Source organism: Acinetobacter sp. 40AMC3-4, from assembly GCF_049898185.1.
Taxonomy (GTDB): Bacteria; Pseudomonadota; Gammaproteobacteria; order Pseudomonadales; family Moraxellaceae; genus Acinetobacter.
The window spans coordinates 193,570-215,883 of sequence record NZ_JAFCXG010000004.1; the positions used below are offsets into that span (position 1 = coordinate 193,570).

At 45.4% G+C, this 22,314-nt stretch carries 20 protein-coding genes; 10 read left to right on the top strand and 10 right to left on the bottom strand.

Translation table 11 applies throughout. The features are described from left to right. Positions 1 to 87: 87 nt before the first annotated feature. The 4 genes from topA to ACP7BU_RS07130 form a co-directional block, all read right to left on the bottom strand. The gene (gene topA, locus ACP7BU_RS07115) at positions 88 to 2,730 is read right to left on the bottom strand and encodes a type I DNA topoisomerase (protein WP_004278474.1); all 2,643 of its coding nucleotides are present in this window, start codon (positions 2,728 to 2,730) and stop codon (positions 88 to 90) included. Positions 2,731 to 2,760: 30 nt separating this feature from the next. Beyond that, a complete protein-coding gene (locus tag ACP7BU_RS07120) occupies positions 2,761 to 3,210 on the bottom strand; it encodes a hypothetical protein (protein ID WP_004278475.1) in 450 nt (149 codons plus the stop codon). A gap of 70 nt (positions 3,211 to 3,280) precedes the next feature. Further along, complete coding sequence (locus tag ACP7BU_RS07125; RefSeq protein WP_425879104.1) at positions 3,281 to 4,285, bottom strand: hypothetical protein; 1,005 nt, start codon at positions 4,283 to 4,285, stop codon at positions 3,281 to 3,283. Between the two features lie 350 nt (positions 4,286 to 4,635). Further along, positions 4,636 to 4,881: a SlyX family protein gene (locus tag ACP7BU_RS07130; protein ID WP_004278477.1), complete on the bottom strand. Its 246-nt coding sequence runs from the start codon at positions 4,879 to 4,881 to the stop codon at positions 4,636 to 4,638. A gap of 33 nt (positions 4,882 to 4,914) precedes the next feature. On the opposite strand from ACP7BU_RS07130, the gene ACP7BU_RS07135 reads away from it, so the two are divergent. Together ACP7BU_RS07135 and ACP7BU_RS07140 are read left to right on the top strand one after the other, a co-directional pair. After that, positions 4,915 to 6,819, top strand: a complete 1,905-nt coding sequence (locus ACP7BU_RS07135) for an ATP-binding cassette domain-containing protein (RefSeq protein ID WP_114541280.1) — start codon at positions 4,915 to 4,917, stop codon at positions 6,817 to 6,819. A 107-nt stretch (positions 6,820 to 6,926) separates the two neighbouring features. Then, positions 6,927 to 7,862, top strand: a complete 936-nt coding sequence (locus ACP7BU_RS07140; protein ID WP_005261737.1) for a hypothetical protein — start codon at positions 6,927 to 6,929, stop codon at positions 7,860 to 7,862. Between the two features lie 323 nt (positions 7,863 to 8,185). On the opposite strand, the gene ACP7BU_RS07145 is transcribed toward ACP7BU_RS07140, so the two are convergent. Beyond that, positions 8,186 to 9,316, bottom strand: a complete 1,131-nt coding sequence (locus ACP7BU_RS07145; protein WP_005261736.1) for an endonuclease/exonuclease/phosphatase family protein — start codon at positions 9,314 to 9,316, stop codon at positions 8,186 to 8,188. Between the two features lie 188 nt (positions 9,317 to 9,504). Between ACP7BU_RS07145 and asd the strand changes: the two genes are divergently transcribed. The 5 genes from asd (at position 9,505) to truA (ending at position 15,542) form a co-directional block, all read left to right on the top strand. Next, entirely contained in the window at positions 9,505 to 10,623 is a 1,119-nt protein-coding gene (asd, locus tag ACP7BU_RS07150) for an aspartate-semialdehyde dehydrogenase (protein WP_004647391.1), read from the top strand. A gap of 120 nt (positions 10,624 to 10,743) precedes the next feature. After that, positions 10,744 to 12,330: a hypothetical protein gene (locus tag ACP7BU_RS07155; RefSeq protein ID WP_425879101.1), complete on the top strand. Its 1,587-nt coding sequence runs from the start codon at positions 10,744 to 10,746 to the stop codon at positions 12,328 to 12,330. Between the two features lie 66 nt (positions 12,331 to 12,396). Continuing rightward, the gene (locus ACP7BU_RS07160; RefSeq protein ID WP_425879099.1) at positions 12,397 to 13,713 is read left to right on the top strand and encodes a fimbrial protein FimV; all 1,317 of its coding nucleotides are present in this window, start codon (positions 12,397 to 12,399) and stop codon (positions 13,711 to 13,713) included. 47 nt (positions 13,714 to 13,760) lie between these two features. Then, entirely contained in the window at positions 13,761 to 14,729 is a 969-nt protein-coding gene (locus tag ACP7BU_RS07165) for an asparaginase domain-containing protein (protein WP_425879097.1), read from the top strand. 15 nt (positions 14,730 to 14,744) lie between these two features. After that, positions 14,745 to 15,542 (top strand): tRNA pseudouridine(38-40) synthase TruA, encoded by a 798-nt coding sequence (gene truA, locus ACP7BU_RS07170; RefSeq protein WP_004278489.1) that lies wholly within the window; start codon positions 14,745 to 14,747, stop codon positions 15,540 to 15,542. Positions 15,543 to 15,633: 91 nt separating this feature from the next. On the opposite strand, the gene ACP7BU_RS07175 is transcribed toward truA, so the two are convergent. Continuing rightward, on the bottom strand, positions 15,634 to 16,641 hold the full coding sequence (locus ACP7BU_RS07175; RefSeq protein ID WP_005107962.1) for an AraC family transcriptional regulator: 1,008 nt from the start codon (positions 16,639 to 16,641) through the stop codon (positions 15,634 to 15,636). A gap of 231 nt (positions 16,642 to 16,872) precedes the next feature. Here ACP7BU_RS07175 and infA point away from each other — a divergent pair, with 231 nt between their 5' ends. The 3 genes from infA to ACP7BU_RS07190 all read left to right on the top strand — a co-directional run bounded on the left by infA (position 16,873) and on the right by ACP7BU_RS07190 (position 18,140). Next, the gene (gene infA / locus ACP7BU_RS07180) at positions 16,873 to 17,094 is read left to right on the top strand and encodes a translation initiation factor IF-1 (protein WP_001284370.1); all 222 of its coding nucleotides are present in this window, start codon (positions 16,873 to 16,875) and stop codon (positions 17,092 to 17,094) included. 119 nt (positions 17,095 to 17,213) lie between these two features. Then, positions 17,214 to 17,594 (top strand): hypothetical protein, encoded by a 381-nt coding sequence (locus ACP7BU_RS07185; RefSeq protein ID WP_425879090.1) that lies wholly within the window; start codon positions 17,214 to 17,216, stop codon positions 17,592 to 17,594. 144 nt (positions 17,595 to 17,738) lie between these two features. Next, positions 17,739 to 18,140 (top strand): hypothetical protein, encoded by a 402-nt coding sequence (locus ACP7BU_RS07190; protein ID WP_044111837.1) that lies wholly within the window; start codon positions 17,739 to 17,741, stop codon positions 18,138 to 18,140. Positions 18,141 to 18,212: 72 nt separating this feature from the next. On the opposite strand, the gene leuB is transcribed toward ACP7BU_RS07190, so the two are convergent. From leuB to leuC, 4 genes are all read right to left on the bottom strand, one after another. Then, positions 18,213 to 19,292 (bottom strand): 3-isopropylmalate dehydrogenase, encoded by a 1,080-nt coding sequence (leuB, locus tag ACP7BU_RS07195; protein ID WP_425879088.1) that lies wholly within the window; start codon positions 19,290 to 19,292, stop codon positions 18,213 to 18,215. 42 nt (positions 19,293 to 19,334) lie between these two features. Continuing rightward, on the bottom strand, positions 19,335 to 19,898 hold the full coding sequence (locus ACP7BU_RS07200; RefSeq protein ID WP_425879086.1) for a hypothetical protein: 564 nt from the start codon (positions 19,896 to 19,898) through the stop codon (positions 19,335 to 19,337). An 87-nt stretch (positions 19,899 to 19,985) separates the two neighbouring features. After that, entirely contained in the window at positions 19,986 to 20,636 is a 651-nt protein-coding gene (gene leuD, locus ACP7BU_RS07205; protein WP_138742831.1) for a 3-isopropylmalate dehydratase small subunit, read from the bottom strand. A 132-nt stretch (positions 20,637 to 20,768) separates the two neighbouring features. Next, positions 20,769 to 22,202 carry a 3-isopropylmalate dehydratase large subunit gene (gene leuC, locus ACP7BU_RS07210; protein WP_005107970.1) on the bottom strand — a complete coding sequence of 478 codons (1,434 nt, stop codon included), beginning with the start codon at positions 22,200 to 22,202 and terminating at the stop codon, positions 20,769 to 20,771. Positions 22,203 to 22,314: the final 112 nt, after the last annotated feature.

Below are 22,314 nucleotides of genomic sequence, written 5' to 3' on the forward strand. Positions count from 1 at the left end.
CCCAAGATATTATTTTTAATTTTTTATATACATGATTCTGACATAAAAAATGCCGACTTTCGTCAGCATTTTTTTGAATCTTAGAGTTTAGGCTTCAACCCATTTTCCGTCCTGATAAACCAGAGACCATTTGGTTTGCTTGCCTTCTGCAGTTTCCGAACCAATATATTGTGACTGGTTCTTACGGCTAAATTTTACCAGAGTTGGATTCCCTTCCGGGTCCACATCAGGTGCCTGCAAGATAAACTGATACTTTGGATCAAGCTGGTCGGCAACAGAACGAATCTCGGCCACTTTCGGTGCACGGGTTTCACGCACTTTCGGGAACTTGCTTGCCGCCAGGAATAAACCGGCTGCACCGTCACGCAGTACAAAGAAATCGTCATGCTTGGCAGAACGTAAATGCTCCATCTTGATCGGATCCACACGTGGAGGCGCAGGCTGACCGCTCTTTAAGACTTTACGGGTATTGTCACAGCTGGTACAGGCAAAATACGGACCAAAACGACCCGTCTTCAGCTGCATTTCACCATCACACTTGTCGCATGGGATACTCGGGCCATCATAGCCTTTAATTTTGAACTCACCTTCTTCAAGTTCAAAACCACTACAGTCCGGGTTATTCCCACAGATATGCAGTTTACGGCCGCCATCAATCACATAGCTGTCCATGGCAGTTTCACAGATCGGACAACGCTTCTTCGACATCAGGTCAGCAGTTTCCGCAGCCTCATCATCAGATAATGCAGCCAGAGACTCAACTGGTGTCAGGTTCAAGGTTCCTTTACAACGCTCTTTCGGCGGTAGGTTATAGCCTGAACAACCCAAGAATACGCCTGTGGTTCCGGTACGAATCTGCATTGGACGGTCACATTCTTTACAGTGTACTGCATCCACTTCTACAGGCTGATTGCGGCGCATACCGTTCTCACCCTGCGCCGTAGTCAAACGTTGCTTAAAATCGCCGTAGAAGCTGTCTAATAACTCTTTCCAGTTACGCTCACCATCTGCTACTTTATCCAGCTGACCTTCAAGATCTGCGGTAAAGGCATAGTTCATCAGATTACTAAAATTTTCATCCAGACGATCGGTAACGATCTCACCCATCTTCTCGGCATAGAGACGACGGTTATCCAGTTTCACATAACCACGATCCTGAATGGTCGAGATAATCGCAGCATAGGTCGATGGACGGCCAATGCCTTTTTTCTCGAGTTCTTTCACCAGTGAGGCTTCAGTAAAACGTGCCGGTGGCTTGGTGAAATGTTGAGATGGATCAAGTTTCTCAAGTTTAAGCACTTCACCGACTTTGACCGCAGGCAATAAAATATCGTCATCGGCTTTATTGGCACCACGCACGCGGGTAAAGCCATCAAAGACCAAGGTACGGCCTTTGGCTTTCAGTTCTACGCCATTGGCATCCACCAAAATGGTAGAAGACAGATATTCTGCCGGAGTCATCTGACAAGCAACAAACTGGCGCCAGATCAGGTCATACAGACGCTGTGCATCACGCTCAACACCCACCAGACTGTCGCCTTTTAAGCCAACCATAGATGGACGAATCGCCTCATGCGCTTCTTGCGCACCGGCTTTATTGCCATAACGGTTCGGCTTGGCAGGCAAATACTTCTCGCCAAACTCGGATTCGATATGACCACGCACCATATTCACCGCATCATCACTCAAGAAGGTCGAGTCGGTACGCATATAGGTAATGAAGCCGGCTTCATACAGACGCTGCGCCAGCATCATGGTTTTCTTCACAGAAAAACCGAGACGGGTACTGGCTGCCTGTTGTAGCGTTGACGTAATATACGGCGCACTTGGATTAACCTTGGTTGGCTTATCTTCACGTGCAGAAACCGTATAATCCGCATCTTTGATCAGGTTTAATAAGGCATCAGTTTCGGCTTTGTTGCGCAGCTTGAGCGTCTTGCCATTTTGCTTGACCGCTTCGAGACGAATATCATCTTTTTTCGATTTGGTATCGGCAAACACCTGCCAGTATTCTTCAGGAATGAAGGCACGAATTTCACGTTCACGCTCGACCACCAGCTTCACTGCAACCGACTGTACACGACCGGCCGACAGACCACGGGCAATCTTTTCCCAAAGCAATGGCGAAATCATAAAGCCCACGACACGATCCAGGAAACGGCGTGCCTGCTGTGCATTGACTTTATTGGTATCCAGACGTGACGGATGCTTAAAGGCATCCTGAATCGCGTTTTTGGTAATTTCGTTGAAGACCACACGCTGATAACGCGAATCATCACCACCGATGACTTCTTTTAAATGCCAGGCAATCGCCTCTCCTTCCCTGTCCATATCCGTTGCCAGATAGACTTCATCGACTTGCGATGCCAGTTTTTTCAGTTCGGCAACCACATGTTCTTTGCCAGGAAGGACTTCGTATTTGGCTTTCCAGTCATGTTCCGGATCGACACCCATGCGGTTAATCAACGCATTCTGTGATTTTTCAGCTTTTTCTGCATCCGTCAGTTTGGTACGTGTCGCTGGTTTTTTCTCTGTCGATTTTGCAGAGCCGCCAGTCGGTAAGTCACGCACATGACCCACCGATGATTTTACGATGTAGTTCGGACCAAGGTACTTATTGATTGTTTTCGCTTTTGCAGGCGACTCCACAATCACTAGGGCACGCTTGCTTCCAGCGTCGGGAGACTTCGCTGTGCTGCTTTTTGATGTGGACCGAGGAGCGTTCGCCATAATTAACCGTTAATCCTGTTTATTTCTAAATTAAAGTTCAGCCAAAGCGTGTAACAGCGCTTTGATGTCGTCGAGTTGGGTCGCTCTTAAATCAGCTTCTTCATCCCAATACACGCCGACACAGTTGGCCTGCATATCAATAGCATAAATGCCTTTTAATGCAATGGGAAAATCTTTAAATTTCTCATCACCCTGCACGATTTCGAGTTTATTATCGACAACACGGGCGCGCATCAAGGGCAAACGTGCATCTGGCATCAGCACACTGTAGTACGCGACCATACTGGCACGACTTTCAGTCGCCTTCGGGATTTTGGTCCAGTCCGGTGCCACCACCAGACGTGGATGCAAACCCATTTTACGGGCTTTATCACGCATCAGCCCCAAGGCTTTTTCTCGGGGACTTACACGTAACCCGAAAATCGACCCTATGACGAAAATGATGATGACCACCGTCACCCAGATTCCAGTGTTTTCCATAGTTCAACCTTTATGTTCTATTATTAGAGTTGCATAAGCACAATATAAAACGCAAGTTTGCACGATAAAATTAATTCAGGAACATTTCATGACTATATAAAATTTCGTGACCATTCCAGTAAATATAACCTTTCTCGATCAACTCCTTCAGCAGCAAGCGAATGTCCGATTTTGGAAATAACTGTTCCAGTAAATCACGCAGCTCATAAATGTCTTTGGGTTTATCGCCCTGCAATTCACGCAGTTTACGCGCCACTTCCAGTTGTACCGGATCGATCCGGCCAAAGTTCTTGAACAGGTCTTGCTGTGCCGACTGGATTGGTGACTTGAGTATTTCAGATTCAACTGGAGCTTCATCTACCTTCATTTGGGAAATAACCTGATCCAGTTTAGGATTTTTAACCGGGCTTTGTTCATCCAGATTGAGTTGCAGCCATTGTTTCAGGACTTTTTTACGGAAACTGATCTGCTCATCATAGCGTTTGACAATTTTCAGGTTAATCAACATGCCGACCACATGCTGAGCTTTCACTGGCATCACTTGCAGAATATTCGCCACTGAGTTTTTTAGGGTTTCCACCGTATTCGGTTTGCCGCTCATTTTCCCTAACGCATCACAGTATTTTTTCACCAGTTGCAAGGCAGGTGTGTTCTTGATGGTATCCAGACTCGGAAGATGATTTTTAGGTTGATCGGTTGGAATGTTTGTCTCATCAGGCTGAATCTGAATTAGGTGACACGGAATATCAGAAGCTTGCAGCATCTGCTGCAACATCTCGCAGCTGTCCATCGCCGAGATCAATTCAACCTCGGTTTCCGGCTCCAGTAGCGCCATAAGCTGACCGACAATGACCGCATATTCATATTCTTTTTGTGGCGATTCAGGCGTGTCCAGTACCACCACCTGACCACTGCTAACCCAGCCGGCAAGCTCGGTTAAATCCTCTAAGGAGAATTCAAATTTTCCAGCACAGCTAAACAGATATAAAGTCGAATAATGCGCCACAATCTCACGCATTAACTTGGCTGTGGGGAAATTATTTTCGAGGTCGAGTAGAACAACTTTTGGGTGCATGGGACGCAATTCCGGAATGTACCTGAGAGCGGGTATTAGAGTAGGAAGTGAGTGAAAGGTCAAATAATTTTACGACTGAATGGGTGCAGGCCTGTTTCGGCAGAGGGTCAAACTGCATTTTATGAAATGCCTGAAAGAAATCTGTTTATAAGCCCGAATATTTGTTTTCAGCAGGAAAATTTCTTTGGCACTTGATTACTTTTATATGCGTGTTTAAGGCAATTTAAAAGCCCATTCAAAAAAATAATATTTCTCTTTTTAACATCTTATCGATCGGCTCATTTTTATTTTTCAATAAAAAACCCTTAGATCAGCTAAGGGTTGTTGTTGATTAAATCATTGGTTGCAAATTAATAATGCGGTGGGCGATCTGCAACCGGATCAAATTCTGCAATGCCTTCAGACAGATCTGAAGACTCAACACGTTGATATAACAGCGTCATTTGCTTTTTCAGATCAGCAATTTCCAGGGTCTGTTTGGCCACCTGATCATTCAACTGTTCAACTAAATCGTCTAAAAATGCAATTCGCACTTGCAAATCTTCAATGGGTGCGGAAAATGACGCCTGATCATTTAGATTTTGTTGTTTAGTCATTTAAAGTCCTCATTGGGGATTTCAGGAAACATTATGGCCTATATTACCCTTAGGGATGTCCAACTTGCGTTTGGTGGACCCGCCCTGCTCGACGGCGCGAATTTTAACTTGGAACGCGGCGAACGAGTGTGTTTGATTGGCCGTAATGGTGAGGGTAAGTCTACCTTACTTAAGCTGATTGAAGGAAGTTTACTGCCTGACAACGGCGAAGTTTCATTACAAAACGGCATTACTATTTCCATGCTGGCGCAAGATGTACCGATGGATTCAGGTAAAGTGGCTGATATCGTGGCAGATGGCGCTGGTGAAGCGTCAGAAGTTCTGCGTGCTTATCATGCTGCCAGTGAAGCTTGTGTACTAGGTGACATGGACGCCTGTGATCGTATGGGCAACCTGCAACACAAAATGGATCAGCTGGATGGCTGGGCCCTGGAAACCAAGGTCAATTCGATTTTAAGCAAAATGGGCCTGGACCCGGATGCAGATCTTGCCGATTTGTCTGGTGGTCGTAAACGTCGTGTACTACTGGCACGTGCTTTACTTACCCAACCCGATGTGCTGTTACTGGACGAACCGACGAACCATTTAGACGTTGAAAGTATCGAATGGCTGGAAAAATTCCTGCTCGATCAAAATAATTTGACCCTATTGTTCATTTCGCATGACCGTGCCTTTGTCGATAGCATTGCTACCCGTATTGTTGAACTGGATCGTGGTCAACTGCGTAGTTATGAAGGTAACTATTCACGTTATCTAGACCTGAAAGCCCAGCAAATGGAAGCTGAAGAAAAGCAAAATGCGCTGTTCGATAAAAAGCTGGCTGAGGAAGAAGTCTGGATCCGTCAAGGGATTAAAGCCCGTCGTACCCGTAACGAAGGTCGTGTCCGTGCCCTAAAAGCATTACGTGAAGAATCTAGAGCACGTCGTTCGCAACAAGGTAAAGTGACGATGGCGACTCAGGATGCCAACCGTTCCGGCAAACTGGTGTTTGAAATTGAGAACCTGAGTGTGAAATTCGGTGACAATGCACCGATCATCAACAACTTCTCTGCACTTGTCCTCCGTGGCGACCGTATCGGTCTGGTCGGTGATAACGGTGTCGGTAAAACTACCCTCATTAAAGCCATTCTGGGCGAGCTAGAACATGGCGGTACGGTGAAGACCGGTACGCAGTTAGAAGTGGCCTATTTCGACCAGCTCCGTAATGCGCTGGATCTGGAAAAATCTGTTAAAGATAACGTCTCAGAAGGTTCTGACCACGTGGATGTGAATGGTAACCGTCGTCATATCTATAGTTATTTACAAGATTTCCTGTTTTCGCCAGAACGTGCCCGTACACCAGTCAAAGCTTTGTCAGGTGGTGAGCGCAACCGTATCCTGCTAGCGAAACTGTTGCTGAAACCATCGAACCTGATTGTGATGGATGAGCCAACCAACGACCTGGATATGGTGACTTTAGAGTTACTGGAAGAGATGCTGGGTGGCTACAAAGGCACCCTGCTGTTGATCTCGCATGACCGTGCCTTTATGGACAACGTGGTAACATCCACTTGGGTCTTTGATGGTAAGGGCAATATTGACGAATATGTTGGCGGTTATCAGGATTATCTTGAACAACGTCCGGATCAAACCGTGGTTGACCAAAAAAGTGCCGTGAAAAAAGCCATAGCCAAAGCAGAAGCCGAGGCGGCACCGGTCGCTGCCAAAAAAGTTAAGCTTAGCTACAAGGACCAGCGTGCACTCGAGCAACTTCCTGCTGAAATGGAAGCACTGGAAAAAGAGCAGGCCGAGATCAACGCACAACTGGCTGATGGCTCTTTATTTGTGACTGATTCCGATAAAGCATTGAAACTTTCTAACCGTTTATCCGAAATTGATGAGCTGTTACTGGAAAAATTAGAGCGTTGGGAAGAACTGGACAACCTAAGTAACGGCTAAATATTCCCCGAGCTTTTACTAAAGCATCTGTATTCGTACAGATGCTTTTTTATTTCAATAATCTTCTCTGTTAGACTGCATTTAATCTTTTGGCCCTAAATTGTTTTATGAGTACTCAGCCTGCATATCAACCCGGTGAATTTCAATGGTCATTCCTGTTACCTCAATATTGGGGCAAATGGCTAGGCATTATTTTCCTGATGATTCTGGCGATCTTACCTTGGGCCATTCAGCATCGTCTGGCGTCCCTGCTGGGCCACCTTTCTTTTAAATACTTGAAATCACGCCGTGAAACCACGCTGCGTAATCTGGAAGTCTGCTTTCCCGAATGGTCTGAAAAGCAGGTACAGGACAATGCCCGTCAGGTATTTATCGATCAAATGCTGGGGGTGTTTGAGACGCTGAATGCCTGGTACAGTCCGAAATGGTTTCAGGGCCGCGTCAGTATTGAAGGCTTGGAACATATTCAGAAGGCACAAGCCGCAGGCCAAGGCATGCTGTTATTAGGCACGCATTCAACTTTGCTCGATGCGGGTGGTTATCTTTGCGCACAATATTTTGAACCGGATGTAGTCTATCGTCCGCAGAATAATCCACTTTTGGACATGCTGATTTACCGTTGTCGCGCCACAATTTATGCCAATCAGATTGACCATGATGATATGCGCGGTCTGGTACGTAACCTGAAAAATGGCCATGCGATCTGGTACAGTCCGGATCAGGATTATGGTTTAAAACAAGGCGTGATGGCACCTTTTTTTGGCGTGCCTGCGGCGACTGTAACCGCACATCGCCGTTTACTGAAAATGACCAAAGCGGCTGCAATTCCTTTATATTTCTACCGTCATGGCGATATTAACAATCCGCGCTACCATGTGCTCATTGAACCGGCACTGGAAAACTTCCCTAGTGAGAATGAAGTTGAAGATGCCACTCGCGTGAACCGGGTGATTGAGCAGCAGTTGCGCATCGCACCGACCCAATATATGTGGTTCCACCGCCGTTTTAAGACTCGCCCTGAAGGTTATAAATCAATTTACTAAATCGATTTGATCACGGAATTTGAAGGGCTATAGCTTAAAATCATGTTTAAGTAATTGAAATAATTTAACCCGAGCTCTACATCCTGTAAAACTCGGGTTAATGAGGTTGTGCTTTCACATATTATAATTCGTTCTGCTTTTTTGTGATTTCCCTTTCAGCATCATATCCATGATGTTTTCATTCAGCTTCGTCTTCCTTATGAGAATATCCTTTCTCGACTCCCTGTGCTGATAAACCTAGAATACCCAGATTCCCAACCCCTGCCCATTCGCAAGAAGCGTAAACTGTTGTAAGCAATATCGTACACTTTTCTTCTAAAAACCTATGAGATTTTGCCCCCTTCTTTATAAGCCAGGGCAACTTCATCAGTGACTATTTTTTCCTCTTTCTCTGCTTTCTGAATGCCCTCTTCAATGGCTTTTTGTGCTTCCTGCTCATCTTTATCAGTTTGTTCTAATTCTTCCTGAATATGCTCGAATACCCGACCGGTTTGTAAAACCAGAAAGACCGGAAAATGGTCAGAACCTACATGCGGTAAACGCTCCATGTGTACCAAGGCAAAATCGGTACTATGAAAGACGTGATCCAGCGACCAGCGGAAAAAAGGATAATCTGCGTGAAAAGTATTCACATAATGACGTCCTACCCGCGGATCCAGCAGCCCACTAATGCGTTGAAACAGGCGTGTGGTACGTGACCAGGCCACGTCATTCAGATCGCCCATGACGATACAGCTTTCATCCAGATCTTTAATCTGATCACCGACAATCAGCAGTTCAGCATCACGCAAGGTAGAATCCTTGGCCTCGGTCGGACTGGGTGGTTTGGGATGCAGACAGTAGAGCTGTACCGGTTGTCCTGAGCGTAAAATCACCGTGGTATGAATGGAGGGAATTTCATCACTCAGAATAAATTTAACCTCAGTTTCACTCAGTTCGAGCTTGCTATATAGATGCATGCCATACAGATTATCCAAAGGCACAGGCACGCGATAAGGATAATCAGCTTCAATCACCGAGAGTGCATTTTGCCAGTTTTGATCGGTTTCCAGAGTCAAAACCAGATCTGGCTGATGAATCTGGATCTGCTCGATCAGTAAATGATATTTGGTATTGGTAGTAAGTACATTGGAAACGACCAGGGAAATCTGACGTTGCGGATCCAGCTGATCATGCTTGACCTGCTTGACCTGTTTTTTCCAGATAAAGGTATAGGGCAATACCATTTTCAACTGATAGGCCAAAGCTGCCATCAGACCGATAAAAAGCAGCTGATTCAACCAGTTCCAGGGATGATCAACCAGGAGAAAAAGAATAAAGGCGATAAAGCCCAATACCAGAATTTGTAAGCGTGGAAAATCCGCACCCCGAATCCACCATTCATCGCGTGGTATCAGTGACCAAAAACTTAACCAAATGACAATGATTGCCAGAATTTGGATAACCCATATCATAAACTGCGCTCTTAATTAAGTTATTATTTTTTCTAAAAGAAAAATGACGTTATCAATTTTGTATGTATCATAAAGCAGATATTTCTCTCAAGAATATTGATGTTTTGATTGTGTAGCTCTTGCAGTTGAGTCCCTTTTTGGTACACTCGAATCCCTTTTGATTTTTTAACGCACCGAGGCAAAGTGACATGAAAGTAGGTCTGGTCGGTTGGCGCGGGATGGTTGGTTCCGTCCTTATGCAACGTATGGTTGAAGAGAATGATTTTGCTCATTTTGAGCCATTCTATTTCTCTACCAGTAATGCAGGCGGTGAAGCGCCGGCATTTGGCGGTAAGACCGCCCCAGCACTTATGGATGCATCAGACATTAACAGTCTGAAGCAAATGGATGTCATTATTACCTGTCAAGGTGGCGACTATACTTCTGAAGTTTTCCCGAAACTGAAAGCTGAAGGCTGGAACGGTTACTGGATTGATGCAGCATCAACCTTACGTATGGATGATGAAGCCATCATCGTACTTGATCCGGTGAACATGCACGTGATCAAAGATGGTTTGGTTAAAGGCACCAAGACTTTTGTCGGTGGTAACTGTACGGTTTCCTTGATGCTGATGGGCTTGGGCGGTCTGTTCCAGAACAATCTGGTGGAATGGGCAACGTCAATGACGTATCAGGCCGCTTCTGGTGCGGGCGCGCAAAACATGCGTGAACTGATCAATGGTATGGGTTATTTATATAACAATACCAAAGAGTTGCTAGATGATCCGCGTTCTCCAATTCTGGATATCGACTCTAGAATTGCTGAATTACAACGTGGTGAAGGCTTCCCGTCTGCAAACTTTGGCGTTCCTTTGGCTGGTTCACTCATTCCTTATATCGACAAGCAACTGGAAAGCGGCCAGTCGAAAGAAGAATGGAAAGGTCAGGTTGAAACCAACAAGATTCTGGGCAACCAGCAGATCGTGCCAATTGATGGTCACTGCGTGCGTATTGGTGCCATGCGTTGTCACTCTCAGGCATTAACCCTGAAATTGAAAAAAGATGTACCTTTGGATGAAATCGAAGACATCATTGCACGTGCCAATGACTGGTCTAAAGTGGTTCCAAATACTCGTGAAGCATCCATGACTGATCTGACGCCTGTTGCTGTAACAGGTACTTTAAGCGTTCCAGTCGGCCGTCTGCGCAAGCTGAATATGGGTAAAGAATATCTGGGTGCGTTCACTGTAGGTGACCAGTTGCTTTGGGGTGCGGCCGAGCCGTTACGCCGTATGCTGCGTATTCTGATTGATTATAAAAATGCCTAATATCCTTTGGATATAAAGCCAAAAGCCGATCTTTATTGATCGGCTTTTTTATGTAACTATTGCGTAAGTATTTTACAAAAAACAAACATCCCGTTAATCTATAATTTTCGCTATGCGATAATGACTGAGCTCACGATTAAGATGACTGTATATAACAAATTAAAGCTTGCCATTTTAGCCATTGTCGCTTCACAAAACATTTATGCGATTAATGTAGATCCGGTTCAGATTCAGTCTGCCCCTGGGGAATTACTCTATGCAGAAATGACTTTTCGGCAGTCTAATATCAATTTGCCGATTGAAGTCAGTCTGGCTTCACCTGAAGATTTAATGTCAATTGGTGCATCGCATCAGCCGCCTGGTCATCTAAACTTTTTTACTCGGCGTAGCAATAATGGCACCGGGGTCATTACTATTACTTCTTCTCGACCAATGACAGAGCGCGAGCTGAATATTATTGTCAAAATCAAGGAAGGCAATGCCGCACGGCTGCAACATATTCGTACGCCCTTACAAGCTAAAACCGATTTATTAAAAGCCAGTCTCAAACAGAATGAACGCCCGCTTGCACCAGTTGTCGTCGTCAGTGAAAAAGATATTGCACTCAACTTACCCGTAAGTAGTCATTACAGTACAACAGCTTCCACAGCCTTAAATAAGCCACCGGCTCTAGAAAAGCCGTTGGCATTGCAACGTACAGCACCACCAACATTATCGAACACTTCTATTCCTAAAACTGCATTTGTGCCAGCTGTAATGACATCAAGTCCAGCGATTCAGGCTCAAGCGATTGCGCCTGTACTGAAAAGCGAGGCTGTAACTGCACCCGATACTCAAGCCCCAGATAAAACTGCAGCGGCGCTTTCAGATTCAGTAAAGACCTCACAAGCAACTCTTGCATCGCCTGCTCCTGCAGCAGCTTCGACTACAAACAAACCAGCTAGTACGATGCCAGCAAATCAAAGCGCATCAGCATCAAATAAAGCAGATGTGCAGAAAGCTGTAGAGTCCCGTTCTGATCATCAAACCGCCTCCAGTGATCCATTGGTGAAAAAATTTGCTGAGGAACAAGCCAGAAAATCAACTGGATCATCCAATCCGGTGAAAACTCCAGCTCCAGTGACTGCAAAAGCTTCACCAATCAAAGCAGCTCCGAATCAGACTCAACCTACTTATGTCGTTCAATCCAATGAGTCACTGTGGGGGATTGCTTCACGAATTGCCGAACAGCAGCAGCGCCCGGTCAACGAAGTCATGCAGCAAATCAAAAAACACAATGAGCATGCCTTTATCGGAGGAAATGCCGATCGTCTACGCAAGGGTGCTGCATTGAACTTAAATACGACTCATCCTGCACCTGCGCCCATTAAAGTCACTGCAGCAAAGCAAACCGAGCGACCTTCTAAGCCTGCTGGCAAAACAAAATACCGTTTGAATCAGGCAGAAATGAGCCTGGTGGCTGAGAACCAGCACGATTCTGGGCAAGTTTCTGCAAACCAGAACACAGAACGCAATCAAACATCAAAGGAATTGTCATTAAAAGTTATGACAGCCCGAGAAAAAACCGTTAAATTACAGAGAAACGTGACTGAATTAGAATTGGCACTCAATCAGAAGGATCACAGAATTCAGTTATTAAATGCGCGTCTGGCCCAGCTACAACAACAGCTCAAAGCCCAACAAGCAGATAAGAAGCCAATTAATTAAAAAGTTACACATGACGATTTATTGGGATAGGCGAATTTAAACTACTCTATCCCCAAGGGGTAAAACATGCTGATTTATGTGATTCCATTAGTGATATTGATCATCGTATTAATTGTCTTTAAAAAACGACAAGATGCTCAAGAATCAGATAAAGCAAAAACTAAAACGGTAAAAGCGAAAAAAACTGGCTCTGCTTCAAAAGCTGCCCCACAAAGAACCAAAGTGGTGGAGCCAGTCGGGGTCACAAAAAAATCAGCAACGCCATTATCAGCAGACACACGCAAGAAAATTGAAGGCCTGATTCAAGAGCGTAATTTTTTTGCGGCCGAAGCACAGATTAACCAGGCACTGAATCGGGATAATTCCCAGCATGAACTCTATCTGCTGTTATTGGATATTCATATCTTACAAAAAGATGAGTTTGCAATTTCACAGCTGCTCAACCATATCCGTTCTTTGCATTTAGATGAGATTCTGGCGCAAGCTGAAGCAAAACAGCGTGAATTCGAACAATCTTCATCTGCTGTACAAGATACCATTGATTTCCCAAGTGCCCAGCCTAAAACTTCTTCTGCGCAGGAAGCTACTTCAACTTCAGATGCTTTTGCCGATCTGGTTGCACCGGCTCCTTCAAATGAACTAGCATTTGAACAATTGCAGCAGGACTTTCAATCAAGCAAGCCGGCCCCTATTGCAGAACCTGTAGCAGATATTCAACCACTTGAATTTAATTTTGAACCAAAGACTACCCCAGTAGAAACACCAAAAGCTGAAGAGGCTCCTATACCTGCTGCTCCTTCTGTAAATTTTGAATTTCAGAGTACATCTACAGATATTCAAACTACAGCAGTAACAGAAACGGCACCTGTCTTAGACTTTAAACTGGATTTGGAACAATCTGCTCCAGTAGAAACAGCACCAACTGTGACTGAGGAAATCAAGCCTCTAGATTTTTCATTCTCACTTGACACACCTGTACCAGCAGCTGAAAAAACTGCGGTGCCTGCAACTGAGTTCGATCTGTCCAGCTTAACAGCTGCAGCACCTGTGGCAGATCCGGTTGCACAAACCAATCTATCAGGCATGGATTTCAAATTAGATCATTTGGAAACCACGCCAGAAGCGCCTGCTGCAACAGTGATGAGTTTCGATCTTCCTGCTACGCCAGCTCAGGCAGCCGTAGACCAGCATGATCCACTCGTGCAATCTTTCCCCGAATTACTGGATGTTAATGAAGCAAGTCTCAATCTTGATCTTGCCCAGCAATATATTCAACTCGGTGCCTACGCCGCTGCCCGTGAAATCATTGCCGAGCGAGAAGCTGAATATACTCCTGAACAACAGCAACGCGCAGAGCAATTACTGAATCAAATCGCATCTTGATGCATTTCGATTTACACTAAAGCAGTCAATAATTGGCTGCTTTTTTTATGATAAAAAATATTGCATTAATTTATATGGGTGGCACATTCGGCTGCGTGGGAGATCCTCTTGCACCGATGCCTGCTGATTTATTTATTCCAAAGCTCGAACAGATACTTGCAGAGCAGTATTTCGTCGAATGCCATCATGCACCCGCCATTAAGGACAGTAGTGCCTGCACAGCAACCGACTGGTTGCAACTGGTACAGTTTATTCAGCAATTGCAATCGCGGCAAATCCAGCATTTTGTGATTATTCACGGTACAGATACGCTGAGTTATGCCAGTGCAGTACTGGCACATTTTATTGGAAACTCGGCGCATGTGGTGCTGACCGGTAGCCAATATCCGTTGCTGAATGCTCAAGGCAATGAACAGCGTGAATTTAGTGATGCCCTAGATAACCTGAAATTTGCACTAGATTCCGTCAGCGAATGTAGCGCTGGAGTCTATCTGGCATTCCATCATCAGCTGCTACATGCGCAAACTGCACTGAAACAGCATACTACCGAGTTAAATGCCTTTGCAGGTCTTGAGGCCAATATCGCAATCCAGACCCATCAACCGTGTTATCAGGTCAAGGTAGAAGATATTGCGAAAGCGGCTGAATTCAACTGCATGAGCATCATGATGCAGCCGATTGATCTGGCTCAGCAGCTGAATAACTTGAACAACCTCTTGGCTCGACCACCGCATTTTCTATTTTTGCAAGGTTTTGGCACTGGCAACCTGGCGGTCAATGACACCATGATTGCGCTCATTGATCAATTGTATGAGCAGGGCTGTATTTCCGTCTTAACCACCCAAGTGCCTTTTGGTGCGACGGATCAGCGCTATGCCATTGCCGAATGGGTGAATCACTGCAAAATTTTGCTGAATGAAAGTTATGGACATGCGGATCTGTATGCAAAAGCCCTGAAAATGTATTTACAATACGACACTGTAGAGCAATGGCATCGTCATTGGTACGATCAATAAGGTTTTGAGGTCATTATGCAGCGTTTTGCGGTGGGAATTGAGTTTTGTGGGATGCATTATCGAGGATGGCAGACTCAACAGCCGGGAGTTGCAAGCGTACAGGAAACCATTGAGAAGGTTCTGAGCAAAGTTGCCGATCAACCGATTAGCCTGCATGGTGCTGGTCGTACGGATGCGGGTGTCCATGCCACCAATATGGTGGCACATTTTGATACGGATGCCGTGCGTTCTGAACGTGGCTGGCTGATGGGCTGCAATAGCCAACTCCCTAAAGACATCTCGATCCAGTGGATCAAAGAGATGGATCACAGCTTCCATGCCCGTTTTAAGGCACAGGCGCGCCGCTACCGATATGTGGTCTATAACCACCCTGTGCGCCCGGCATTGCTGCATAAACAGGTCACCCATGTCTATGCACCGCTTGATGTTGAACAGATGATATACGCCGCGAAAAAGTTTGAAGGCACGCATAACTTTGAAAGCTTCCGCGCCGCAGCCTGTCAGTCCAATCAGCCCGTTCGTCATGTCAGCCATTGCCGCTTGATTCAGCATGGTCAGTATCTGGTACTGGATATTCAGGCCGATGGCTTTCTGCACCATATGGTGCGCAATATCATGGGATGTTTATTGGAAATTGGTCAGGGCATGTATGCTGCCGATCATATTGATAATATTTTCGCGGCAGAAGACCGTAAAGCTGCTGGTGTGACTGCGCCAGCAGATGGTTTGTATTTTATTCATGCTGATTATCCGGCGCAGTTTGAATTACCTGAATTACCCTTAGGTCCGCACTGGCTGAATATGCCGGAATAGTTTTTAAATTTTTTAGAATATTTACCTCCCCTAACCCCTCCTAAAAGGAGGGGAATTCCTCCCTTTTTTAAAGAGAGGTTAGGAGGGATTTTTAACGCTGCTTCCGCTTCCGATATTCCACTGGCGTTTCATTGGTCCAGCGTTTAAAGGCACGATAGAAGGTACTTGGCTCGGAAAAACCGGTCAGATAGACAATCCTCTCGACGCTCTCATTGGTACTCGCCAGCAAACGCTTGGCCAGACGACAGCGATAATCCGAGAGAATCTGCTGAAAGCTGGTATGTGCCTCACTCAGTTGTGTTCTCAAACGGCGTGGCGTGATGTTCAGCTGGGCTGCCACAGTTTCTAGCGTGGTTTCGCCACTCTCCAAAGTAGAGCCGATTGCACGACGTACTTCACCGACCAGATCATATCTTGCCAGTTCCTGTAGCTTTTCAATGGCCAGTTGCTCATGCAGCTGCAACAGCTCAGGTTCAGCCTGCCACAGCGGATATTCCAGGATAGTCGGATCGAAATACAAACGAGTTTCTTTCTGACCTAGACTGACCGGACACTCATAAACCCGGAAGTATTCATCATCAGGTGCCCCTTTATAAAAATTAAAATCGATATAAATCGGCTCAAAACGCCCTTCGGTAATAAATTTAAAGAAACGCAGTACACCTGACATAGCACATTCAGTAAAATGACGATTGACCAGACTCTCAGCAAAAGGCTGTTCACCATTGGTTAAATAGCAGCGATCATCTTCAATCACTAATTTGGCAGCAAAGGCATCGCTGATCAGGCGCTGATAAGCCAAAGCACGTTTCAGTCCCTCACCAAAATTTTCAGATGAAACAAACAGGTGTTCAATGACCTGACCACGATAAAGTGGCAGGTGCTCACCCAGATGCAATCCAATGTCCGGGTCCTTGCTGACTTCCTCTGCCGCCACCCAAAAGGCATATTGGGCACTCAGCGGGGTACGGTCATTGGCTTCCACCTGATTTAAAGCCACTCCTGCTTTGGTCAAAAGTTCTTCTGTTGGCAACCCCGCACGACGAATCGCCTGATAGCCTAAACGCAATACGACTGATGCATCCGTTAGCTGACTCACTCAAAAGCCTTCCTTGTATGTACTTCATTTATACTTAAAAAGATTAATTTTAGATTAACTGTGATTGACCAAACTGACAACAGAAACAGGTGTCTTTTTAGTTAAAAAAATTATCGTGACAGTTCGCCTATTTTACTGGCAGATGATCAGTCTAACGCCCGTTTCGTCTTGTATTTTGCAAAAAAATTGACTATAATTTGCGCCTTTCCAATTTATTCATTCAGGTAGGCTATGGCCAATAAAGAGGAACTCATCGAGTTCGAAGGCGTTGTCACCGAGACGCTTCCTAATACTATGTTCCGTGTACGTTTAGAGAACGGTCACGAAGTGATTGCCCACATCTCTGGTAAAATGCGTAAACACTATATCCGTATTTTAACGGGCGACAGTGTGAAGGTTGAAATGACACCTTATGATTTGACTAAAGGTCGTATCACATATCGTGCACGCTAAGTTTTAGCGCAAGCAAAAGCCACTTTTAGTGGCTTTTTTATTACTTGAATTATTTATCAATCAGTAAAATAATTTGACACAGGTCTATAAATTCACGACTATTCATTGAATTAAAAACAATGAATATGAAATGCTTGTCCCTACTTTCCAGCTTGTTTCTCGTTGCGTGCTCTACCGGCGGCAATCAGTATCTGCATCAGTCTCTACAACCTTATGTGGGTCAAACTGCCGCACAGGTTCGTAGCCAGCTGGATCTTCGTGCCATGGGATTCAAGACCTCCCAGCAACCGATTCAAACCACAGAATTTCTCAGCTACACTATTTTTCGGGATATGAATATTCCGATGGGCACGCCGAATATCAGTCAAAGTATCTCGATCGGTGCACCGATGCCGATGCCCTCAAATGGTGGTTATAACATTGAGATGAAATGCCAAATCTGGTTTGACTTGAAAGATGAAATTATTCAGGCGATTCGCTTTACCGGTAGAGCTTGTTAAGCTGTACTCATCGAGTTCAAAGCCTGGATCGGATTAAATCAGGGATCAATCTCAATACGCTAAACTTCTACCGTGTATCAAATCACAACAGTATTTTTGCATGGAATGCGCTTACACTCATTTTATTTGGTGTGAGGACAGCTCATGAAGTTCACACTGATTTTAGTATGCTGTACAGCATTGAGTTTGCTTAGTGCATGCAGCACCACCTCCTCAACGACTGCTGCACAGCGTGATGCCTATTTACAACAGTTCATTGGGCAAAGCAGCCAACTGATCGATCAAACTCTGGATCTAAAACGTTTAGGTTATCAGCAGATCAGTGGGCCTGAACGCAGCGCCAAGCAATTAAGCTATGTAGTACAACGCCCCATTAGCATTCCTTTGCCTGTAGCGCAGTTTCCTGCCACAGGGACAGGCACTGTACCTATTCCCGTGTCAGTAAGCCCTGCCGGCGGCTACGACGTCAAATTACAATGTAAAATCACCTTCTTACTCAAAGATAATATTGCGACCGCGGTACGCACCACAGGCCGAACCTGTTAAGCCGTTTAAGCTTCGAAATTTCCATCATAAAAAACGCAGCTCAAGGCTGCGTTTTTTTGAATCGAAGCAGGCTTAGTTCAATGCAGCAACGACTGCTTGACCCATTTCAACCGTACCGACTTTTTGCATGCCTTCAGACATGATATCCGCCGTACGCAAGCCTTGATCCAAGACTTGGCCTACTGCATCTTCAATGGCTTTAGCAGCGGTTTCTTCACGGAAAGTATAACGCAGCATCATCGCCACTGAAAGAATGGTCGCCAATGGATTTGCCAGGTTTTGACCGGCGATATCTGGTGCAGAACCATGACAAGGCTCATACATGCCTTTGCCATTTTCATCCAGAGATGCCGATGGCAACATGCCGATTGAACCGGTCAACATCGCTGCTTCATCAGACAGGATGTCACCGAACAGGTTCGAGGTGACAATCACGTCAAACTGCTTCGGTGCACGTACCAGCTGCATTGCGGCATTGTCGACATACATGTGCGATAAATTAATTTCAGGATATTCGGCATCTTTCAGCGCAGTCACTGTCTGTTTCCACAGCTCAGTTACTTCAAGCACGTTGGCTTTATCCACTGAACACACTTTACCACCGCGCAAGTTGGCCATTTCAAAAGCGACTTTAGCGATACGCTTGATCTCAGACTCTGAATAAACGTCGGTGTTGTAGCCTTGCTTCTCACCATTTTCCAGTTCACGGATACCACGTGGCTGACCGAAGTAAATACCACCCGTTAATTCACGCACAATCAGAATATCCAGACCCGCCACGATTTCAGGTTTTAAGCTTGAAGCATCAGCCAGTTGCGGATAAAGAATCGCTGGGCGCAAGTTAGCAAACAGGTTCAGTTCGCTACGCAATTTCAATAAACCACGTTCTGGACGGATTGAACGCTCAATCGTATCCCATTTTGGACCACCCACGGCACCGAGTAGAATCGCATCGGCTTTTTTAGCCTGCTCAGACGTTACGTCTGGATATGGTGAACCGTGAGCATCAATGGCCGCACCACCGAGTAAACCCTGCTCCCACGTCAAATCAAGATTAAATTTTTCATTTACACGAGTCAGCACCTGCTCTGCCGCTTTGACAATTTCAGGACCGATGCCGTCACCAGCTAAAATCAAAATTTGTTTAGACATGAGATTTTCCGTTTAAAACGTCAGATTCAGACCTGACAGAGGTTAAATTTTCTTTTCTACAAACTCTGCAATCCCGGTGACTGCATTATAGGGTTTGCAAAAACGACGAATGGTTTTTTGCTCTTGTACCAGATCTACGCAAAGCGGATCAGGCGCCGAAGCATTTAATAAACTGCTGCTACGCGCATTACGGTCGCGGAACATTTTTAAGGTATAGGTTTTATTGGCCTGAAAACGATGAAACACATGTAAAGTTTCCGCTTTATCCTTACTGATCGGATAAAAACGTACCAACAGTTCATGCTGTCCTGCCGGCACGGATAAATAAATCGGATTGGCCTGATTTAAGTTTTTAGCCTGCAAACGTACCAGTTTCTGTTTCAGCGCTTCACCACTAATGCGGCCATTGTCGGCGTTGACAATGATGGTCTGATTGAAGCGTTCGAACTGGCAATCTGGCGTCCCTGTACAGTAAATCAGGGCATTGCTTTTGCTCTCAGTACTTTCTTTGGCATGTTTGAGTTTCATCGTGTCGATGCTTTGACATGCAGTCAACAGCACCGATACTGCACTTAAAGCAAGCCACTGTTTCCAATAATTCGCCATAATGTCTGTCTTACCCAATCAAAAAACTCAATAATCTTCCGATATTAGCAAGGGCATCGCAGTCATGCCATGACAATTTTTACTGATTTATCCATGAATTTCGGCAAATACCCAAGGACGCGATTGTTTGGTTTTTTCTTCATAGGCACGAATATCATCCGCCACCTGCAAAGTTAAGCCAATATCATCAAGACCATTTAACAGGCAATGCTTGCGAAATGGATCGACTTCGAACTTAAAGCTTTCACCTGTAGGGGTGCGAACTTCTTGTGCCTGCAAGTCAATAGTTAATTGATAACCTTCATCTGCCGCACATTCCTTAAATAACTGCTCAACAATATCTTCAGCCAAAATCACTGGCAACATACCGTTTTTAAAGCAGTTGTTAAAGAAAATATCAGCAAAGCTTGGCGCAATCACAGTACGAAAACCATATTCACTCAAGGCCCACGGCGCATGTTCACGACTAGAACCACAACCAAAATTAGCACGTGAAATTAAAATAGATGCGCCCTGATAGCGTGGCTGGTTCAAGACAAAGTCGGGATTGATCGGACGAACTGAATTATCCTGACCCGGATAACCTTCATCCAGATAACGCAATTCATCAAATAAATTGTCACCGAAACCGGTACGTTTGATCGATTTCAAAAACTGTTTTGGAATAATTAAATCTGTATCGACATTGGCACGATCTAAAGGTGCAACGATACCTTGTTCAACGGTATAAGCTTTCATATTTATTTCCCAATGAATTCGTAACCTCTCCCTACCCCTCACTTGCGCTTCGTTTTAAAGCAATGCTTCAAAACTCACTCAGGAGAGGGAACTCCTTCTCCCTCTGGGAGAAGGTCGGGATGAGGGCTTAAACTAGAATGAACGGACATCAACAAAATGACCTGCAATCGCAGCGGCGGCGGCCATGGCTGGACTCACCAGATGGGTACGACCGCCATTGCCCTGACGACCTTCAAAGTTACGGTTCGAAGTCGAGGCACAATGCTCGCCTGGTTGTAATTTGTCAGCATTCATTGCCAGGCACATTGAACAACCCGGTTCACGCCATTCAAAGCCCGCTTCGACAAATACCTTGTCCAAGCCTTCCGCTTCTGCCTGAGCTTTGACCAGACCAGAACCCGGAACCACCATCGCCTGTTTAATTGAAGATGCGACTTTGCGACCTTTGATCACTTCAGCTGCAGCACGGATATCTTCAATACGCGAGTTGGTACATGAACCGATAAAGACACGATCCAGCTGAATCTCAGCCAAGGCCTGACCGGCATTTAAGCCCATATATTGATAAGCACGGTTCCAGTCATTGCGTTGTACATCATCTTTGGCTTGTTCTAAAGTCGGTACTGCTTGAGAAACTGGAATGACCATCTCAGGAGAAGTTCCCCAAGACACTTGCGGCTCAATTTCTTCACCTTGCAACACCACAACCGTATCAAAATATGCGCCTTCATCCGAATGTAAAGTATTCCAGTACGCCACCGCCTGATCCCACTGCTCCGCAGTCGGCGCATAAGGACGGCCTTTAACATACTCGATAGTTTTGTCATCGACAGCGACCATACCCACGCGTGCACCGGCTTCGATCGCCATGTTACACACAGTCATACGGCCTTCAATAGACATGTCACGGAAGACCTGACCGCCAAATTCAATCGCGTGACCAGTACCGCCTGCGGTACCAATCTTGCCAATAATCGCCAAGACCACATCTTTTGGTGTTACGCCCTGACCTAATTTGCCATCAACACGCACCAGCATGTTTTTCATCTTCTTTTGAACCAGGCATTGGGTTGCCAACACATGTTCAACTTCTGATGTACCAATACCGTGCGCCAAACAGCCAAAAGCACCGTGTGTTGCCGTATGCGAATCACCACATACCACGGTCATGCCCGGTAAGGTCAAGCCTTGCTCCGGCCCGACCACATGCGCGATGCCCTGACGAATATCGTTAATATCAAATTCAACAATATTAAAGGTCTTGCAGTTGTCATCCAAAGTTTGCACCTGGATGCGCGAGGTTTCATCTTCAATTCCGGCAACACCCTGCTCACGCTCTTTCTTCGAGGTCGGTACGTTATGATCCGGTGTGGCAATATTCGCGCTTAAACGCCATGGCTTACGCCCGGCCAATTGCAAACCTTCAAAGGCCTGTGGAGAAGTCACTTCATGTAATAAGTGACGGTCGATGTACAGTAAGGCAGAACCATCATCACGTTGCGTTACTAAATGGTCGTCCCACAATTTATCATATAATGTTTTTGCTGTTTGGGTTGCGCCTGCCATGTCGATGTACTCCACTGGACTGGGTAAATTCTTTCTCTGATTTTGATTATATCGCTGCAATCACATAAATCTAATTTATCATTTTTATCAGTTAAAAAACTTTTTGGAATCT